The organism is Burkholderia sp. 572 (assembly GCF_040545135.1).
GTDB classification, from domain to species: Bacteria; Pseudomonadota; Gammaproteobacteria; order Burkholderiales; family Burkholderiaceae; genus Burkholderia; species Burkholderia cepacia.
Map to the genome: position 1 here is coordinate 35,024 of NZ_JBEPLH010000019.1, position 17,240 is coordinate 52,263.

Below are 17,240 nucleotides of genomic sequence, written 5' to 3' on the forward strand. Positions count from 1 at the left end.
CGCGGTGCGTGCGTGTTTGCGCGTCTTATCTCGCCGTTTCCGCGACGATCTGCGCGAGCCGCTCGCGGCAGAAGTCGACGAACGACTGCGCCTGCTTCGTGAGCTGGCCGCGCTTCAACCGCGCGCTCACGAGCCCCGACGGGCTCACCGTTTCGCTGAGGCCGATCGTCACGACCCGCTGGCCGTCGTACGTGTATTCGGAATGCGGGCGCGTGACGAGCAGCGAAAAGCCGAACCCCTGGCCGACCATCCCGCGCACCATCTCGATCGACGGCGACCCGAACACGATGTTCGGCGTCAGCCCGAGTTCGTGAAAGAGGCTGACGAAATAGGTGCGGCTCGGCTGCACGTCGAGCAGGATCATCGGCTCGACGCAGAGGTCTCGCAACGATACGTGCGTCTGGCCCGCGAACCGGTGGTTCTCCGGCAGCAGCACGTACGGCTGCTGCGGCGGCATCAGCGGTTCGGTCTCGATCGTGCCGTCGAGATCGTGGTCGTACATGAGCGCGAGATCGAACGTGCCGGACGTCAGGCCCTGCACGAGTTCCTGCTGGTCGCCGTCGCGCAGCCGGATGTTCACGCCCGGGTAGCGCTCGCGAAAGCCCGCGATCAGTTGCGGCAGATAGAGCGGCGCGACCGTCTCGAAGCAGCCGATGTCGATCTGCCCGGTGATCACGTCGTTGTCGGCGAGCGCGTTCTGTTCGAATTCGTGCGCGATGCGCAGCAGCTCCTGCGCTTTCCGGTAGAAGCGCGTGCCGCCCGGCGTCAGCGACACGCCCTGCGCATGATGGCGGATGAACAGCTTCACGCCGAAGCTTTCTTCCAGCCCCTTGATCGCGCTGGAGATCGACGGCTGCGCGATGAAGAGCTGGCGCGAAGCCTCGGCCACGCTGCCGGATTCCACCGTCGTCACGAAATATTTCAGTTGCCGCAAAGTGTAGTGAGCCACATGCACCTCTGATGCACGGCCCCGGCGTGCCGCCGCGGGCGCAATCTGTCCATGGTTGTGCGTAGCACCTTACCTGAAAGGCCCAGGCGCCGGAATTTCCGCTGCAGAGCTTTTTCGTATGTCCCGGAAATATTTTTAGTATTTTCCGGGCGCGATGCCCGTGGCGCACCATCGTCTCCAACCTGGATCGCGAAGATCACCACGATCACGAAGCGGCCGCGCACGCGCCGGCGGGGCATGTCATCCGTCCCCGCGAGCGGTTCGTTCGCTGCGTTCGACTCCGCCGTGCGTGCATGCGGTGCGTCGTCGTTCGCGTATCCGGACCCGATTGCAGGCGCGCACCCCGACGCGCGCCGGCTGATACGGCACGCGCGCATCGCCGCGCAGGACAGGAGACTTCACCATGACGAACGCGGAACGCAATGCGTCCCCGATGATAGAGAAGCACACGATCGGCTACGTGCCGCCCGCCGAGCGCCACGGCAAGGTGCGCGACCTGTTCACGCTCTGGTTCGGCGGCAACATCGCGCCGCTGCCGATCGTGACCGGCGCGCTCGGCGTGCAGATGTTCCACCTGAACCTGCTATGGGGCATCGTCGCGATCGTCGTCGGCCAGGCGGTGGGTGGCGTGCTGATGGCGCTGCATTCGGCGCAGGGGCCGCAGATGGGCATCCCGCAGATGATCCAGAGCCGCGCGCAGTTCGGCTCGTGGGGCGCGTTGCTCGTCACCGTGATCGCGGCCGTGATGTACGTCGGTTTCTTCGCGTCGAACATCGTGCTCGCCGGCAAGTCGGTGCACGGCATCGCGGCGTCGGTGCCGGTGCCCGTCGGCATCGTGATCGGCGCGGTGGGTTCGGGGCTGATCGGGATCGTCGGATACCGGTTCATCCACATCCTGAACCGGATCGGCACGTGGGTGCTCGGCATCGGCATCGTCGTCGGCTTCTGGATGATCCTCTCGCACGTGACGACCGACGATTTCCTGACGCGCGGCGGCTTCGACTTCGCGGGCTGGCTCGCGACGGTGTCGCTGTCGGCGTTGTGGCAGATCGCGTTCGCGCCGTACGTGTCGGACTATTCGCGCTATCTGCCGGAAAACGTCGGCGTGGCGTCGACGTTCTGGGCGACCTACCTCGGCTGCACGATCGGCTCGACGCTCGCGTTCATCTTCGGCGCGGTCGCGGTGCTCGCGGTGCCGGCCGGCGCGGACACGATGGATGCGGTCAAGCAGGCGACCGGCCCGCTCGGCCGCTGATGCTCGTGCTGTTCCTGCTGAGCGTGATCAGCCACAACGCGCTGAACCTGTACGGCGCGGTGCTCGCGGTCATCACGTCGGTGCAGACGTTCGCGTACCGGTGGATTCCGACCGCGAAGGCGCGTGCGGTGGTGTCGGTCGTGATCTTCGTCGCGTGCTGCTACGCGGCGATCGGCGCGTCGACGAACTTCGTCGGCAACCTCGTCGATCTCGTGCTCGCGCTGCTCGTCGTGCTGGTGCCGTGGACCGCGATCAACCTGATCGACTTCTACGTGATCCACAAGGGCAAGTACGACATCCAGTCGATCTTCATGGCCGACGGCGGGATCTACGGCCGCTTCAACCCGCAGGCGCTGCTCGCGTATGCGATCGGCATCCTCGTGCAGATCCCGTTCATGAACACGCCGATGTATGCGGGCCCGATTCCCGCGCATCTCGGTGGCGCGGACCTGTCGTGGCTCGTGGGGCTCGCGCTGACGTCGCCGCTGTACTACTGGCTCGCGACGCGCGACAGCGCGTATCGACGCCGGCAGACGGGCGCGACGATGCCGCCGACGGCGGTGCGGTAAGCCGGGCGTCGTTCGGCGCGATGAAACGAAACGGCCGCCGCATCGGTTGCGATGCGGCGGCCGGGAAAGGCGGGCGCGGGGCGGCAGGCGGGTTCAGGCGCGCGGCGTGCCGCGACGCGAACCCGCCTGCCCGCGGATCAGACCACCGCCGAGCGCACGACGTGCACCGGCACTGACTTGTACGACGGCGTGCCGCTTTCCTTGTCGATGTAGTCGAGCGGCACGAGCACGTTCGCTTCCGGGTAGTACGCGCCGACCGAGCCCGGCGCGATGTCGTACTCGATCGCGGTGATCTTCTCGAGACGCAGCGTGCGGCCCGATGCGGTGATCGTCTCGATGTCGACCAGGTCGCCGTGTTCGAGCCCGTACTTCGCGAGGTCGGCCGGGTTCATGAACAGCACGTCGCGACGCCCGAACACGCCGCGATAACGATCGTCGAGTCCGTAGATCGTCGTGTTGTACTGGTCGTGGCTGCGCAGCGTGATGAGCCGCAGCACCTGCTCGCCGCCGAGCACGTCGGCATCCTCCTTCACGCCCTTGTAGACCGAGAACATCGCCTTGCCGGTCGGCGTCGGCCACACGCGCTCGGTGGGCGGCAGCGGCAGCCGGAAGCCGCCCGGCGTGCGGATGCGCTCGTTGAACGCCTCGAAGCCGTCCACCGTGCGGTCGATCAGGTCGCGGATGCGGTCGTAGTCGGCGATCAGGTCGAGCCATGCGACCTTGCTGTTCGGCAGCGTCGCATGCGCGATCCCCGCGACGATCGCGGGCTCCGAGCGCAGCTGGTCGGACGCCGGCTTGAGCTTGCCGGCCGACGCGTGGACCATCGACATCGAATCCTCGACGGTGATCGACTGGCGGCCGGTGGCCTGCATGTCGAGTTCGGTGCGGCCGAGCACCGGCAGGATGAAGGTTTCCTTCGCGACCAGCAGGTGCGAGCGGTTCAGCTTCGTGCCGAGATGCACGCTCAGGTCGAGCTTCGCCATCGCCGGGAACGACTGTTCCGGATCGGGCAGCGCGACCGCGAAGTTGCCGCCGAGGCACAGCAGCGCCTTCGCGGTGCCGTCGATCATGGCCTGCATCGCCTGCACCGCGTCGTGCCCGTGATGCGCGGGCGGCGTGAAGCCGCACACGTCCTCGATCTTCTTCAGGAACTCCGCCGACGGCTTCTCGGTGATGCCGACCGTGCGGTTGCCCTGCACGTTCGAATGGCCGCGCAGCGGGCACACGCCGGCGCCGGGCTTGCCGATGTTGCCGCGCATCAGCAGCAGGTCGGCGATCAGGCGCACGGTTGCGGTGCCCTTGTTGTGCTGCGTGACGCCCATCCCGTACGTGACGATCGTCGCGTTCGACTTCGCGTACGCGATCGCGACCTGTTCGAGCTGCGCCTGGCTGAGGCCGCTCGCGCGTTCGATGTCGTCCCACGACGTGGCTTCGAGGTCGGCCGAGAACGCGTCGAAGCCGTTGGTGTGCTGCGCGATGAAATCGCGGTCGAGCACGTTGCCTTGCTCGGCTTCGAGCTTCAGCAGCGCCTTCATGATGCCCTTCAGCGCGGCCGCGTCGCCGCCCGCGTCGACCTGGTAGTACGTCGACGCGATCCGCGTCGAGCCGAACGACGCCATCTCGATCATGTCCTGCGGGTCCGCGAAGCGTTCGAGCGCGCGCTCGCGCAGCGGGTTGAACACGATGATCGGCACGTTGCGCCGCGAGCACTCGTGCAGCGTGCCCATCATCCGCGGGTGGTTCGTGCCGGGGTTGTGGCCGATCGAGATGATCAGCTCGCAGTGGTCGAAATCCTCCAGCGACACGGTGCCCTTGCCGATGCCGATCGACTGCGGCAGGCCGACGCTGGTCGGCTCGTGGCACATGTTCGAGCAGTCGGGGAAGTTGTTGGTGCCGAGCTCGCGCGCGAACAGCTGGTACAGGTACGCGGCTTCGTTCGATGCGCGGCCCGACGTGTAGAACTCGACCTGCTCCGGCGGCAGCGCGCGCAGCACTTCGCCGATGCGGGCGAACGCATCGTCCCACGCGATCTCGCGGAACGTGTCGGTCGCGCGATCGTAGACGAGCGGATGCGTGAGCCGGCCCATGTTCTCCAGTTCGTAGTCCGACATGCGCAGCAGCGACGACACGGTGTTCGCCGCGAAGAACTCGGGCGTCACGCGCTTGGTCGTCGCTTCCCACGTGACGGCCTTCGCGCCGTTCTCGCAGAACTGGAACGTCGACTTGTGTTCCTTGTCGGGCCACGCACAGCCGGGGCAGTCGAAGCCGTCGGGCTGGTTGGTCCGCATCAGCACGATCGGCGCCTCGATGGTCTCCATCTGGGTGCGCACCGCGTCGGCTGTCGCGCGAAGCGCGCCCCAACCGCCGGCGGGCCCGTCGTACTTCCTGATGCCTGGCACTTCGCGTCGATTTGTCATGGTGAATCTCCAATAGCCGGGCCCGGTGCGGGTGGCTCGGTTGCGCCGTGTCGCGGCGTGGGGCGGCTCCGTCCGGCGGACGGAGCCGGTCATGCGTGCCCCGGGTTGCAGGGCATGCGTTGTTTTAGTGTGCGTCCTTCTTCGCGCCGGACGACTTCTTGCCGGGCTTCGCCGCGGGCGGCGGGGCGTCGGCGGGCGTGTCGTCCGGTTTCGCGTCTGCTGCCGCCTTGGCGGCCCGGCCGTTGGGCTTGGCCTTGCCGTCGGCGTCCTTCGCTTCCTTCGCTTCAGGCGCGGCGAGCTTGTTGAACTTCACTTCGTCGCTGTCCTTGTCGTAGTCGACCTCGCACTTGTCGCCCGACTTCAGCCGGTCGGCGAGGATCTCCTTGGCGAGCCGCGTCTCGATGGTCTGGCGGATCTGGCGCTTCAGTTCGCGCGCGCCGAACTCCGGCTGGTAGCCGGCTTCCGTCAGGTGCTCGACGAGCGAATCGCCCATCACGAGCGTGATGTCCTGCGCGGCGGCCGTGCGGATCACGCGGTCGAGCTGGATCTGCACGATCGAGCGGATGTTCTCCTTCGACAGCGCGTGGAAGACGATCACCTCGTCGATGCGGTTCAGGAACTCGGGGCGGAAATGGCCCTTCAGCACCTGCATCAGTTCCTCGCGGACCGCCTTGTCGGTCTTGCGCGCGGCTTCCGGCTGCGTGAGGTTGTCCATGATGATCGCCGCGCCGAGGTTGCTCGTCGCGATGATGATCGTGTTGCTGAAGTCGACCACGCGGCCCTTGCCGTCGGTCAGGCGGCCGTCGTCGAACACCTGCAGCAGCACGTTGTACACATCCGGGTGCGCCTTCTCGATCTCGTCGAGCAGGATCACGCTGTACGGGCGGCGCCGCACGCGCTCGGTGAGCTGGCCGCCTTCGTCGTAGCCGACGTAGCCGGGCGGCGCGCCGATCAGCCGCGCGACCGCGTGCCGCTCCATGTACTCGGACATGTCGATGCGGATGATCGCCTGCTCGTCGCCGAACACGGTCTCGGCGAGCGCCTTCGCGAGCTCGGTCTTGCCGACGCCCGTCGGCCCGAGGAACAGGAACGTCGCGATCGGCCGGTGCGTCTGGCCGAGCCCCGCGCGCGACAGCCGCACGGCATCGCTGACGGCCACCACCGCGTCGCTCTGGCCGACCACGCGCTCGCGCAGCTGCTCTTCCATCTTCAGCAGCTTCTGGCGTTCTTCCTGCGTGAGTTCGGACACGGGGATGCCGGTCAGGCGCGACACGACCTCGGCCACGGATTCGACCGTCACCTCGAGCGTCTCGGAGCCCGTCTTGCGCTGCCACGCCTCCATCTTCTCGTCGACGGCCTTCTGCTTCGCGTTGATCTGCTCCTCGAACTGCTTCGCTTCGTCGAAGCGCTTGCGCGAGGTCGCGTAATCCTGCTCGCGCTTCAGTTGCGCGATCTGCGCTTCGCCTTCCTGAATGTCGACCGGGCGCGACGTCGCGCCGATCCGCACGCGTGCGGCGGCCTGGTCGATCAGGTCGATCGCCTTGTCGGGGAGGAAGCGCGACGTGATGTAGCGGTCGGCGAATTCCGCGGCCGCGACGAACGCATCGTCGGCGAACGTCACCTGGTGATGCGCCTCGAGGCTGTCGCGCAGCCCGCGCAGGATCACGATCGTCTGCTCGACGCTCGGCTCCGGCACGAACACCGGCTGGAAGCGTCGCTCGAGCGCGGCGTCCTTCTCGATGTACTTCTGGTATTCGTTGAGCGTCGTCGCGCCGATCAGGCTCAGCTCGCCGCGCGCGAGCGCGGGCTTCAGCACGTTCGCGATGTCGAGGCCGCCTTCGCCGCCGCCCTGGCCCGCGCCGACGATCGTATGCAGCTCGTCGATGAACAGGATCAGTTCGTCCTGCTTCGCCGTGACTTCGTCGATCAGCTGCTTCGCGCGCTCCTCGAACTCGCCGCGATACTTGGCGCCTGCCACCATCGAGTTGATGTTGACTTCGACGAGCCGCTTGTCGCGCAGCACCTCGGGCACGTCGCCGTTGACGATCCGCTGCGCGAGCCCTTCGACGATCGCCGTCTTGCCGACACCCGGCTCGCCGATCAGCACCGGGTTGTTCTTCTTGCGGCGCGCGAGCACCTCGATCGTGCTCTCGATTTCCTGCGCGCGGCCGAGCACCGGGTCGAGCTTGCCCTGGCGCGCGATCGCGGTGAGGTCGCGGCCGAACTTGTCGAGGTTCGGCGTGCCGGTCGGCGCATCGACGCGGCCGTCCTCGGCACCCTTGCCGACCACCTTCACGACTTTCTGGCGCAACGCCTCGGGCGTCACGCCGTATTTCTTCAGCAGCGTGCCGGCGACGCTGTCCGGCACCGACGCGAGCCCGATCAGCAGGTGCTCGGGGCCGATGTACGAATGGCCGAGATCGCGCGACGCCTGGAACGCGTACTGCACGGCCTTCTTCACGCGCGGCGAGATCGACAGCTTGTCGAGCGGCGCATCGGGGTCGGCCGTGCCGGTGTGCGCGTGCTCGTCGATGTACGACCGGATGTCCTGCGGCGACAGCTTCAGTTCCTTCAGCAGCGCGGCGCACACGTCGGTGTCCGCGAGCGCGTAAAGCAGGTGTTCGGAATCGAGTTCGCTGCGGCGCAGCTCGTGCGCCTTCTCGGCCGCGCGCTGCAGCAGTTCCAGCGTCTGCTCGCTGAACGCGTCGGTCGGGTCGACCGATTCGCGCGGGACTTCGGCGGCGAGCGGCGATTCGTCACCGAGCCCGCCGAACAGCGACGACGAGCCGCCCCCGCCCAGCAGCGAATCGAACGGGTTCAGCATGCTTTGATGCCGCATCAGCTGACGGAAGTGGTAGTCGCAGATCGAGATGGTCTTGCGCTCGCCGTCCTGCATCACGGTTGCGCGCGCGACGGCCGGCCGGGCGTGGCAGATATCGCAAAGTGCGGGCATGGTGGTCTGGCTCCTGTCGGTGAAAGTGGGTCGAAGGGTGAAGTCCCGATGCGGTGCGGCGCTTGCGCGGCCCGACCGCGAACGCACGACATGAAGCAGGGCGGCACGGCGGCGCGCGGGCCGTGCCCGGGCTGTCGCGCAGTGCGCGCCGGCGTCGTGCGCGGTCGCGGTCAGGACGGCAGGCGTGCGTGCCGGGAGGAGCCCACGGCATCGCTTCGACTGCGTTCAAAATAGCGAATCGGCGGAGGCCATCCAAGACACAGTTCCGCGCCGGCCCGGCTGCGAATTGCACCCTCGGATGCGGGCGCGCACGGGCGAAGAGGAGCACAGACGGGCGGATGCACGGCGGCGCGGGCGTGCGCGGCACGCGTAACGCGCGGTGACCGGAAAGCGGAGCGGGCGCCACGCGAACGGGGGGCGGTGCGACATGGGCGCGCAGGGCGCCGGTGGCAGGTGGATGGAGGGCGCCGCGGGTGGTCGGGCGCGACGGAAGCGCCGCACGGGGGACGTGCGGCGAGCGGCCGGATGCAACCGTGCGCGCACCGCGGACGATGCGTGCGTGGCGGCCGAAGGAGCAGGCGGGTTGCACGGTCCGGACCGGACAGGGCGCAACCGCGGCGTGCCGCGGTCAGTCCGGGAGGGTCATCGCGAGCCGTTGCCGGGCGATCTGCTTCACGTCCGTTGACAGTGCCGCATCCGGCAGGCCATTGGCCCAGACGGAGAACGAATCCTCGATCAGGTTGCGCGTGTCGGGCGGCAACTCGGCCAGGACCAGCGACAGGACGGTGAACAGCACGGCGGTGTCGCCGGCCTGGCGGCTCGCGTTTGCGTCGACCGCCTTCTTCAACTGGTCGACCGACGCCTGCAGCGCCTGTAATGCTTCATTCGACTCGCTCATCACACACTCCATGCAAAGTGGGTTCGATCGGCGACGAACATGCGGCCGGCGGTGCGGCCGGCCGCGCGCGACGCCCGGCGGGCATCGCGCGGACAGCCGAGGTCAGGCCGTTGTGTTGCCCTGCGGTGCGACGGCCACCGATGCTTCGCTCGTCAGCATCAGGAACGTGAACGTTTCGCGCAGGTACAGGCGGACGACCTTGTCGGTATGGCTCGTGTAGCCGATCGATACGTCTTCCCCGAGATGCAGCTCGTAATCGCCGCCGCGCGTGGACAGCACGCAGCCGCCGCTGATCGCCGGCGCCCAGATGATCTCGCCGCTGACGATCCGTTTGATATGGCCGAGGACCGGATAACCCTGGTCGCGCGCCTCGCTGAGCGCCGTGTACGCATCCGAGCCGAGCACCACCGAATACGGGCCGTCGACGCCGGCCAGGCGGAGCGCCTCGAGCGCATCGCTGATCGCGTCGGGATACGCGCTGACGTCCGCCGGCAGCGTGAGCTTGCGGTTCGACGTGCCTTCGCGGATGCCGACGATGCCGGCGGCCCGGTAGCCGTCGAAGATCGCGTTGTCTTCGGCGAACGCGAGCCGCTGCGCGGCGTCCTTCGCCGGTTGCCAGTCGGCATCGCGCGCGCCGCGCTCGACGCTGTCGATCGCATCGCGGCTCAACTCGAACGGCACCGTCAGCTCGACGATCGTGCGGACTTCGCGCAGCCGCGCGTTCACGTGCTCGCGGGGCGCGTCGACGGCGACCAGGTGCCCGGTGCCGACGGCCGACAGCTCGGGGCCTTCGGGGCCGTCGACATCGACGACGCGGCGGCCGGCCACCGATCGTTTGAACGTGCGTGCCACTTCCTCCTCGATTTGTTCCCAGGCGGAAGACGAGATCGGGGCGAGTTCGCGGTGCAGGTTATTCATGGATTTGGATTGCCTCACGTCAGCGGAAACACTTGATGGCGGGCCGATCGGCTGACGGGCTGTGCGTGATGCCAGCCTGCCGATCGCGGACGAAAATGAATATTAGCAGGCTCGATCGACACCGCTGCAGCACAAATCGAAACGACACCGTGCGGTCGCGCAACTGTGATGCAATTCGTGTGGTGCGGGTGTGGGCGAACGCGGAATGCCGCGACTGGATTGCCGCGATACCCGGGGCGTGCCGGCGGCACCATCACCCGGGCCGCGTTCAACGCTGTGCGGAATCAATTCCGGTCGACGTCCTGTCGCGAGTCGTGCATTCTTACGAACATTCATCCAGCCGGGTTTCTGCCAGCAGGGGTTGGGCGGTCGTCGGAGCCGGGCCCGGATGAATCATAGACGCAGCCTATTGATGCTTCACAACAAGTGGAGGTCGTTCATGGCATTGCAACTCGTTTCGCCCGAAGACAAATACATGCTGAAGACGGGCGTCATCAATCACGAGGATGTCATCGGGCATTTGCGGCAGGTATTGAACGCGTTTGCCGCGAAGCCGGAGTACAGCAAGTTCTATATCGGCATCACCAGCGACCTGTACACCCGGCTGGCGAAACATCGCGCCACCAAGCCTGACTTCAAACTGATGGCCCCGATCTATCTCGAAGCGCACAACCTGGTCGGGAACGCGTTCGACCGTCTGGAGCGCAAGGCCATCGAGACGTTCCGTACCGGCATCACGCACCCTCAAACCGGCGAACGGCTGCTGGCATGCAGCAACGGCCCGGGCGGGGCGTTGCCGAAGAACTGGCTCTATATTCTGGTGGGTTGAGTCGCGTGGGCGGCGTGCCGGGAATGCAAGCCTGCGCGCGTCACTGCCCATAAGCGGTGGCGCGGTGGAGGGGGCTGTTGCGCAGCGCTGCACGCGCGCTCCGGCCGACTGAGCCGCGGCGGCTCCGGACCCGCCCGGCGCGCGGTCGCGCGCCGGACGGCCATCGGCACCCGGCGTTACGACGGGATGCCTTTCAGCGAGCCGATTTTCAGCGAACCGTCGCGATGCGGCGCGGACGGCGACGCTTCCGGCTGCGCGGCGGCGTCGGCCGGCGCCGCGCGATCGGCGAGCGCTTCGAGCAGGTCGGCGGACGGCACGAAGAACAGCGAGCCGGTGACCGCGCGGCTGTAGTCGAGCAGGCGGTCGTAGTTGCCGGGCGGCCGGCCGACGAACATGTTCTCGAGCATCTGCTCGATCGGCGCCGGCGAGCGCGCGTAGCCGATGAAATAGGTGCCGAATTCGCCCGCGCCCGGGCGCCCGAACGGCATGTTGTCGCGCAGGATCTTCACTTCCTGGCCGTTCTCGTCGAGCGTGGTCAGCGAGCTGTGCGAGCACGACGGCTTCACGTCCGGCGCGAGTTCGATATCCGACAATTTGGTGCGGCCGATGATGCGCTCCTGCGTCTCGACCGCGAGCGCGTTCCAGCCGGCCATGTCGTGCAGGTACTTCTGCACGATCACGTAGCTGCCGCCCGCGAATTCCGCGTCTTCGTCGCCGATCACCGTGAAGTCGACCGCCTCGCGGCCTTCCGGGTTCTCGGTGCCGTCGACGAAGCCGATCATCGCGCGCTGGTCGAAATTGCGGAAGCCGTGCACCTCGTCGACCACCGTGACGGCATCGCCGAGCGCGCCGAGCAGCTGCGTCGCGAGTTCGAAGCACAGGTCCATCGCTTCCGCGCGGATGTGCAGCAGGATGTCGCCCGGCGTCGCGACCGCGACGCGCTGCCCCGCGCCGAACTCGCGGAACGGATGCAGCGCGGCGGGGCGTGGGTCGCCGAACAGCGCGTCCCATGCGTCGGCGCCGAAGCCGCATACGCAGGTGAGGTTGCCGCCCGGCACGCGCTTGCCGACCGAGCGCACGAGCGCGGCGATGTCGCCGCACCATGAACGGATCGTGTCGGCGTGATCGGCGCCGGGATTGATCGTCGCCACGAGGAAGATCGCGCTGCGCGTGATCGGGCTGTGAACGGCCTGGGAGAGCGGGGGAGGTGTCTGCATCGTGGGCTGCCGGTCAGTCATGTCGGGACGGGCGGGCCGTGGCGCGCGAAGGCGAACGGTTGAACTGTGTCATGCGACTGTTCTCTTGGTGTCATGCGGATGAAGGACGTCGCGCGTGCCTCGCGCAACGGGCCGCGGCGGTGGCGGCCGGCCGCGCGGCGCGTGACCGGCCCGCACCGCGTAACGTCGTCGAGCAAGCAATCTAGCAGCTTCGGCGGGGCTTTGGAACCCGTATCGCCGAACTGTCATGCGAATGCGTCAAACGGGGCCGGTTTTCGGGCGGCGCGCGCGCAGCTGTACTCCTGGCGTGCGCGGCGCTGTGCTCTTGAGCGTGCGCGGCGCGTGCAGTAGATTAGGTTCCGCTGCGCCCGCCGACGAGGAGCGTCATCATGAACCTGCTGGAAGCGATGCGTGTGTATGTCGCGGTGGTCGAGCGTGGCGGCCTGTCCGGCGCGGCGTCCGAACTGCGGCTCGACGAGGCGCAGGTGAGCGAACGGATCGACTGCCTCGAACGGTATCTCGGCTGTCGCCTGCTGCTGTGCCGCGAGCACGACGACGTGGCCTGCTCCGATGCGGGCGTCGCGTTCCACGTGTGCTGCCGCCGGACGCTGTCCGCGGTCGAGCAGGCGATCGGCGCGGCCGGCCCGCACGCGCCGGCGGTGCCGGATGCGCCCGACGTGCCCGACGCGCCCGACGCGCCCGATAGCGGGGCCGTGCATGCTGCCGCGCGCGACGCGGCGTTCCCGCCACCCGGCGCCGTTCAAGTTTCCTCAACGCGACTGTCACCTTGAATACGACCACCGTTCCCAGCTCGCCGGCCGAGCGCATTCGCCGCCGCTTCGGCCATTTCCTTCACGCGGCCGAGCTGGCCGGGCTGATCGTGATCGGGCTCGCGACCGCGTTCGCGATGGCGCAGGAAGCGTGGAAGGTCGTGCTGGCGGGCGAAGTGTCGCTGACCGACCTGCTGCTGATGTTCCTCTACCTGGAAGTGCTCGCGATGGACGTGCGCTACCTGCGGCTCGGCCGGCTGCCCGTGCGGTTTCCGCTGTTCATTGCGATGACGTCGCTCGCGCGCGACCTGATCCTGCGCGGGGCGACCGACAGCCCCGAGCGGATGCTGATGACGACGTTCGGAATCGTGCTGCTCGCGGTGGGCGTGCTGATCCTGAGTTTCGGCCAGCATCGCTTTCCGGCGGACGTCGACGATGTCGAGGACGATGTGCATGCGCGCAGGTGAGGAGCGGGCGGCGTGCCGCATGCGGCGCGGCGGCTGTAACCGGCCAAAGCGGCCAAACTGATCAAACTGACCAACCAACCGAGCGAGGTATCGAATGACCAGGCAACTGATCGTCGCCGTGTTCGGCAGCGTCGACACGGCCCGTCGGGCCGCGAGCGATTTCGAGGCGCTGTCGGACAAGCATGAGGGATTCCACATCGAGAACGGCGTCGTCGTCGAGAAGGACGCCACCGGCAAGCTCGCGGTGCTCGATGCCGAATCGCGGCCGTTCAAGGGCGGCGTGATCGGCGCGATCGCAGGCGGGTTGCTCGGGCTGCTCGCCGGGCCGCTCGGCGTGGTCACCGGCATGGCGGCCGGCGCGGGGGCCGGCATTCTCGCGGAAGCGGCCGGCAACGCGCTGCTCGACGGCACGTTCGTCGAGACGATTGCGGCGCGGCTCGTGCCCGGCAGCGTCGCGGTCATCCTCGAAGCGAAGGAGGACACGCCGTTCTCGGTCGACAACGTCGTGACCGGATTCGGCGGCAAGGTGTTCCGCCAGACGCTCGATTGAGACGCTTCCTTTCGGCCTGCTTCAGGAGAACCGCATGCGCATAGATCAATCGTACCGGCGCTTCGACATCGCGGCGACGTTGACGCCGCTGCCCGGCAGCGGCAAGCGCGCGATCGCGACCGTCGACGTGACGACCGCCGATCCGGCCCGCGTCGCCGATCTCGGCACCGGGCAATTCCTGCAGATCCGCAAGTGGGTCGAGTCGAACGACGTCGCGTGGCTGACGGTGGTGTTCGACGAGTGCAAGGTCGCGATCGACCACTACGCGGACAACGTCGACGACGCTTGATCACACGCGAGGCCCGCGCATGACCGGGCTTCGCGTGATGGCCGCCCGCCGGCCGGCGGCAATACGCGAGCACGTGCTCCTGCATGGAGCCTGGTGAATGGCCCCGCGCCGGGCCGTGCCGTCGCGTTCGAATCTGTTCACCACGCCGGCCGGATTTGGCGTTTCCTCGCCAAACTGTCACTTACATTCGTCGAAATGACGCAGTAGGATGCCGAACCTTGTCTAGATGAGATTCGCGTTGCTATCCGCCTTCAATTTCGATAACGGACGAGGTTCGAACCGGGACCCCCGCGCCCGGGCACGGCTATCCGGCTTCGTGCACCGGCGCGGCCATGCCGCCCGTGCACCGCAGGCCGGTTCACCGCTGGCGGGGCGAGGCGGATGAAGCTCTACGAGAAATTTGCAAACGACGTAGAGAGACTCATCCGGCAAGGCGTATATCGACACGGCGATCGTGTGCCGTCGGTGCGGCAGGCGAGCCAGCAGCACCGGATCAGCATCACGACCGTGCTGCACGCGTATCTGCTGCTGGAAAGCCGCGGGCTGCTCGAAAGCCGCCCGCAGTCCGGCTATTTCGTGAACCTGCGGCGCGACGACGGCCATGCGCCGGTGCGCGAGCTGCGGCCGTCGAAGCCGATCGCGATCTCGTCGTCGGTCGACGTGAGCCGGCTCGTGCTGTCGACGCTGCGCTCGATCGGCACCGACGACGCAGTGCCGCTCGGCTCACCGTACCCGGACCCAAGCCTGTTTCCGTTCGAGAAGCTGAACCGCTATGCGTACGCGGCCGGCCGCGACAAGTCGCTGTGGGGCGTGACGGACGGATTGCCGCCCGGGCATCCGCGGCTGATCCGGCAGATTGCGCGGCGCTACCTGGAAAACGGGATGTCGGTGGACCCGAACGAGATCATCGTGACGGTGGGCGCGACGGAGGCGATCAACCTGTGCCTGCAGGCGGTGGCGAAACCGGGCGACACGATTGCGGTGGAATCGCCGACGTTCTACGCGATGCTGCACGCGATCGAGCGGATGGGGATGAAGGCGATCGAGGTGGCGACGCATCCGGAATACGGGATCGACATCGCCGCGCTGGCCGCGATCGCGAAGTCGCAGCCGATCGCCGCGTGCATGGTGATGCCGAACTTCCAGAACCCGCTCGGCTTCCAGATGCCCGACGAACGCAAGCGCGAACTGGTCGAGTTCGCCGCGAAAGCCGACCTGCCTGTCATCGAGAATGGCGTGTACAACGAACTGTACTTCGGCAACATGCATCCGAGCACGCTGAAGTCGTTCGACCGCCACGACATCGTGCTGCATTGCTCGTCGTTCTCGAAGAGCCTGACGGCGGCGTACCGGATCGGCTGGGCGCTGCCGGGCCGCTATCGCGAGCAGGTCGAGAAACTGAAGTTCCTGAACACGCTCGCGACGCCGTCGCTGCCGCAGCTCGCGATCGCGGAGTTTCTCGAACGCGACGGCTACGAGCATCACCTGCGGCGGATTCGCAAGGCGTATGCGCAGCAGGCGAACCTGATGCGCACGATGGTGTCGCGGTTCTTCCCGGAAGGCACACGCATTTCGAGCCCGGCGGGTGGTTACGTGCTGTGGGTCGAGTTGCCCGTGCAGGTCGACGCGATGCGGCTGTACCAGCTCGCGCTGGAACAGGGCATCACGATCGGGCCCGGCTACATGTTCTCGATCGCGGACAGCTACCGGAATTTCATCCGTCTCAACTACAGCAGCCCGTGGTCGCCGGAGATCGAGCAGGCGGTCGTGACCGTCGGCAAGCTCGCCGCCTACTGCGTCGACTGACCCTACCGCCGCGCGTCGGGCGCGGCGCGTGGCGTCACGTCAGCCGGTACGACTGCGCGCCCGTTCCCGCGAGCGTGCCGCCGTCGACGATCAGGTATTCGTTGCGGATCGGCTTGCCGTCGAACCAGCACTGCAGGATCTCCAGCGTGCCGGCCGCATAGCGTGCCTGCGCGGACAGCGACGTGCCGGAGATGTGCGGGGTCATCCCGTTGAACGGCATCGCGCGCCACGGGTGATCGGCCGGCGCCGGCTGGGGAAACCACACGTCGCCGCCGTAGCCCGCGAGATGCCCGGACGTGACCGCATTCACGACCGCGTCGCGGTCGACCAGCTTCGCGCGGGCGGTGTTGATCAGGTACGCGCCGCGCTTCATGCGCGCGATCATCGCCGCGTCGAACAGGTGCTCGGTCGACGGGTAAAGCGGGATCTGCAGGTTGACGATGTCGACGGCGCTCGCGAGCGACGCGGCATCGGCGTGATACGTGAGCGCGAGTTCCTGCTCGACCGACGCGTCGAGCCGGTGGCGCTGCGTGTAGTGCAGCTGCAGGCCGAACGGCTTCAGCCGCCGCAGCACGGCGAGCCCGATGCGCCCCGCGCCGACCGTGCCGAAATGCATGCCCTCGACGTCGTAGCTGCGCGACACGCAATCCGCGATGTTCCAGCCGCCTTGTTGCGCGATCACATGCGACGGCAGGTAGTTGCGCACCAGCGCGAGCGTCGTCATCACCACGTGCTCGGCCACGCTGATGCTGTTCGAGCCGGTGACTTCGGCGACGGTGACATGCGCGCGCGCGGCGGCGTCGAGATCGACGTGATCGGAGCCGATGCCAGCCGTCAGCGCGAGCTTCAGCTTCGGCGCGCGGGCAATCCGTTCGGCCGTCAGGTACGCGGGCCAGAACGGCTGCGAGATCACCACGTCTGCTTCCGGCAGCCGGCGCTCGAATTCCGAATCGGGGCCGTCCTTGTCGCTCGTGACGATCAGCGTGTGGCCGTGCGCCTCCAGATAGCCGCGCAACCCGAGCGCGCCGGACACCGAGCCGACGAGTTCGCCGGGCCGGAAGCCGGGCGGGCCGGCGGGCGTCGGCGCGGTTTGCCCGTCCGCGTAGTGCGTGATGACCGGAATCGCGTCGCGCACGTAGCGCGGCGGGTAGCCGTCGACCGGATCGGGGTAGAGCACGCACAGGACGGTGGCCATCGGGTAGCACTCCTGGTGAAGGGGGGAATGTGGCACGCGGATTGCGCAGGACGCGCGACGTGCCCTCGCAGGCAACGGGTGTGTTGCACCGCAACGTTGATGACGTTCTACGCCCGTCATGGCTCGCGTACAAGCTACAGTCGGTGTTTGCGTGCGCT

13 protein-coding genes and 1 pseudogene are annotated in these 17,240 nt (G+C 67.6%); 7 read left to right on the plus strand and 7 right to left on the minus strand.

Annotated elements, in window-relative coordinates; genetic code table 11:
* Positions 1-25: 25 nt before the first annotated feature.
* Positions 26-949 carry a LysR substrate-binding domain-containing protein gene (locus ABIC51_RS29960; RefSeq protein WP_042973786.1) on the minus strand — a complete coding sequence of 308 codons (924 nt, stop codon included), beginning with the start codon at positions 947-949 and terminating at the stop codon, positions 26-28.
* A 403-nt stretch (positions 950-1,352) separates the two neighbouring features.
* On the opposite strand from ABIC51_RS29960, the pseudogene ABIC51_RS29965 reads away from it, so the two are divergent.
* Positions 1,353-2,773 (plus strand): annotated as a pseudogene (locus ABIC51_RS29965) (purine-cytosine permease family protein).
* Positions 2,774-2,910: 137 nt separating this feature from the next.
* Here the strand turns inward: ABIC51_RS29965 and ABIC51_RS29970 are convergent.
* The 4 genes from ABIC51_RS29970 to ABIC51_RS29985 form a co-directional block, all read right to left on the minus strand.
* Positions 2,911-5,190 (minus strand): FdhF/YdeP family oxidoreductase, encoded by a 2,280-nt coding sequence (locus tag ABIC51_RS29970; protein ID WP_136470621.1) that lies wholly within the window; start codon positions 5,188-5,190, stop codon positions 2,911-2,913.
* Between the two features lie 124 nt (positions 5,191-5,314).
* Positions 5,315-8,143, minus strand: a complete 2,829-nt coding sequence (locus tag ABIC51_RS29975; RefSeq protein WP_226230677.1) for an ATP-dependent Clp protease ATP-binding subunit — start codon at positions 8,141-8,143, stop codon at positions 5,315-5,317.
* Between the two features lie 628 nt (positions 8,144-8,771).
* Positions 8,772-9,041 carry a hypothetical protein gene (locus ABIC51_RS29980; RefSeq protein WP_027792496.1) on the minus strand — a complete coding sequence of 90 codons (270 nt, stop codon included), beginning with the start codon at positions 9,039-9,041 and terminating at the stop codon, positions 8,772-8,774.
* A gap of 102 nt (positions 9,042-9,143) precedes the next feature.
* Positions 9,144-9,959, minus strand: a complete 816-nt coding sequence (locus ABIC51_RS29985; protein ID WP_146254346.1) for a family 1 encapsulin nanocompartment shell protein — start codon at positions 9,957-9,959, stop codon at positions 9,144-9,146.
* 439 nt (positions 9,960-10,398) lie between these two features.
* Here ABIC51_RS29985 and ABIC51_RS29990 point away from each other — a divergent pair, with 439 nt between their 5' ends.
* Positions 10,399-10,788, plus strand: a complete 390-nt coding sequence (locus ABIC51_RS29990; protein ID WP_354006744.1) for a GIY-YIG nuclease family protein — start codon at positions 10,399-10,401, stop codon at positions 10,786-10,788.
* 176 nt (positions 10,789-10,964) lie between these two features.
* On the opposite strand, the gene ABIC51_RS29995 is transcribed toward ABIC51_RS29990, so the two are convergent.
* The gene (locus ABIC51_RS29995) at positions 10,965-12,026 is read right to left on the minus strand and encodes a Dyp-type peroxidase (RefSeq protein ID WP_175862189.1); all 1,062 of its coding nucleotides are present in this window, start codon (positions 12,024-12,026) and stop codon (positions 10,965-10,967) included.
* A gap of 368 nt (positions 12,027-12,394) precedes the next feature.
* Here ABIC51_RS29995 and ABIC51_RS30000 point away from each other — a divergent pair, with 368 nt between their 5' ends.
* The 5 genes from ABIC51_RS30000 (at position 12,395) to ABIC51_RS30020 (ending at position 15,887) form a co-directional block, all read left to right on the plus strand.
* A complete protein-coding gene (locus tag ABIC51_RS30000; RefSeq protein WP_226129025.1) occupies positions 12,395-12,796 on the plus strand; it encodes a helix-turn-helix domain-containing protein in 402 nt (133 codons plus the stop codon).
* Positions 12,793-13,242 (plus strand): phosphate-starvation-inducible protein PsiE, encoded by a 450-nt coding sequence (locus ABIC51_RS30005; protein WP_059682421.1) that lies wholly within the window; start codon positions 12,793-12,795, stop codon positions 13,240-13,242. The genes ABIC51_RS30000 and ABIC51_RS30005 overlap by 4 nt, the downstream gene beginning before the upstream one ends.
* A 94-nt stretch (positions 13,243-13,336) precedes the next feature.
* Positions 13,337-13,792, plus strand: a complete 456-nt coding sequence (locus tag ABIC51_RS30010) for a DUF1269 domain-containing protein (protein WP_027792499.1) — start codon at positions 13,337-13,339, stop codon at positions 13,790-13,792.
* A gap of 34 nt (positions 13,793-13,826) precedes the next feature.
* Positions 13,827-14,081 (plus strand): hypothetical protein, encoded by a 255-nt coding sequence (locus tag ABIC51_RS30015; protein WP_124673895.1) that lies wholly within the window; start codon positions 13,827-13,829, stop codon positions 14,079-14,081.
* A 381-nt stretch (positions 14,082-14,462) separates the two neighbouring features.
* On the plus strand, positions 14,463-15,887 hold the full coding sequence (locus ABIC51_RS30020; RefSeq protein ID WP_134319364.1) for an aminotransferase-like domain-containing protein: 1,425 nt from the start codon (positions 14,463-14,465) through the stop codon (positions 15,885-15,887).
* Between the two features lie 34 nt (positions 15,888-15,921).
* Here the strand turns inward: ABIC51_RS30020 and ABIC51_RS30025 are convergent, their stop codons facing one another.
* Positions 15,922-17,082, minus strand: a complete 1,161-nt coding sequence (locus ABIC51_RS30025) for an NAD-dependent formate dehydrogenase (RefSeq protein ID WP_354006745.1) — start codon at positions 17,080-17,082, stop codon at positions 15,922-15,924.
* Positions 17,083-17,240 lie beyond the last annotated feature (158 nt).